Origin of the sequence: Actinoplanes rectilineatus (assembly GCF_000962825.1) — a bacterium.
GTDB classification, from domain to species: Bacteria; Actinomycetota; Actinomycetes; order Mycobacteriales; family Micromonosporaceae; genus Actinoplanes; species Actinoplanes rectilineatus.
In genome coordinates this window covers 1-1,824 of record NZ_JZKF01000190.1, presented here as the reverse complement: position 1 = coordinate 1,824, position 1,824 = coordinate 1, and the positions used below count along the sequence as shown (strand labels likewise).

General features: G+C 56.6%; 1 rRNA gene. It reads right to left on the bottom strand.

Going from position 1 to position 1,824, the window contains the following annotated elements:
* Nucleotides 1–1,824, bottom strand: a 23S ribosomal RNA gene (locus WH85_RS45980); the annotation flags it as partial.

Sequence of the window (1,824 nt, the reverse complement as noted above, 5' to 3'; positions counted from 1 at the left end):
GTGGTTAAGCCCTCGGCCTATTAGTACCGGTCAACTCAACACGTTACCGTGCTTACATCTCCGGCCTATCAACCCAGTAGTCTCCTGGGAGCCTTACCCACTCAAAGGTGGTGGGATACCTCATCTCGAAGCAGGCTTCCCGCTTAGATGCTTTCAGCGGTTATCCCTTCCGAACGTAGCCAACCAGCCATGCTCCTGGCGGAACAACTGGCACACCAGAGGTTCGTCCGTCCCGGTCCTCTCGTACTAGGGACAGCCCTTCTCAAGTATCCAACGCGCACGGCGGATAGGGACCGAACTGTCTCACGACGTTCTAAACCCAGCTCGCGTACCGCTTTAATGGGCGAACAGCCCAACCCTTGGGACCTGCTACAGCCCCAGGATGCGACGAGCCGACATCGAGGTGCCAAACCATCCCGTCGATATGGACTCTTGGGGAAGATCAGCCTGTTATCCCCGGGGTACCTTTTATCCGTTGAGCGACACCGCTTCCACACGCAAGTGCCGGATCACTAGTCCCGACTTTCGTCCCTGCTCGACCCGTCAGTCTCACAGTCAAGCTCCCTTGTGCACTTACACTCAACACCTGATTGCCAACCAGGCTGAGGGAACCTTTGGGCGCCTCCGTTACCCTTTAGGAGGCAACCGCCCCAGTTAAACTACCCACCAGACACTGTCCCTCGACCCGATCAGGGCCGCAAGTTAGATACCCAAACCAACCAGAGTGGTATTTCAACATTGCCTCCACCCGAACTGGCGTCCAAGCTTCACAGGCTCCCACCTATCCTACACAAGCTAATTCAGATACCAATGTCAAGCTATAGTAAAGGTCCCGGGGTCTTTCCGTCCTGCCGCGCGTAACGAGCATCTTTACTCGTACTGCAATTTCGCCGGGCCTGTGGTTGAGACAGTGGGGAAGTCGTTACGCCATTCGTGCAGGTCGGAACTTACCCGACAAGGAATTTCGCTACCTTAGGATGGTTATAGTTACCACCGCCGTTTACTGGCGCTTAAGTTCTCCGCTTCGCCCCGAAGAGCTAACAGGTCCCCTTAACGTTCCAGCACCGGGCAGGCGTCAGTCCATATACATCGTCTTACGACTTGGCATGGACCTGTGTTTTTAGTAAACAGTCGCTTCCCCCTGCTCTCTGCGGCCATACCACGCTCCACCCGCAAGGGGCTTCACGCGTCCGGCCCCCCTTCTCCCTAAGTTACGGGGGCAATTTGCCGAGTTCCTTAACCACAGTTCACCCGTCGCCTCGGTATTCTCTACCTGACCACCTGTGTCGGTTTAGGGTACGGGCCGCTCAGAACATCGCTAGAGGCTTTTCTCGGCAGCATAGGATCAATGACTTCACCAGAAACGGCTCGGCATCACGTCTCAACCTTAATGCCACGCGGATTTGCCTACGTGACGGCCTACACGCTTACCCCGGCACAACCACCGGCCGGGATCATCTACCTTCCTGCGTCACCCCATCGCTAAACTACTACCACCCAAGGTCCTAGTCTCCCGCATCGCCGGCCGAAGCCATTGAATTGATCAAGTAGTTAGTACAGATGGGTTCGTCTTGGGCGCTCTTTTGCGGGTACGGGAATATCAACCCGTTATCCATCGACTACGCCTCTCGGCCTCGCCTTAGGCCCCGACTCACCCAGGGCGGATTAGCCTGGCCCTGGAACCCTTGGTCATCCGGCGGAAGGGGTTCTCACCCTTCATTCGCTACTCATGCCTGCATTCTCACTCGTATGGCGTCCACGACTGGATCACTCCGCCGCTTCACCCGCCATACGACGCTCCCCTACCCATCCACACACCTGCAC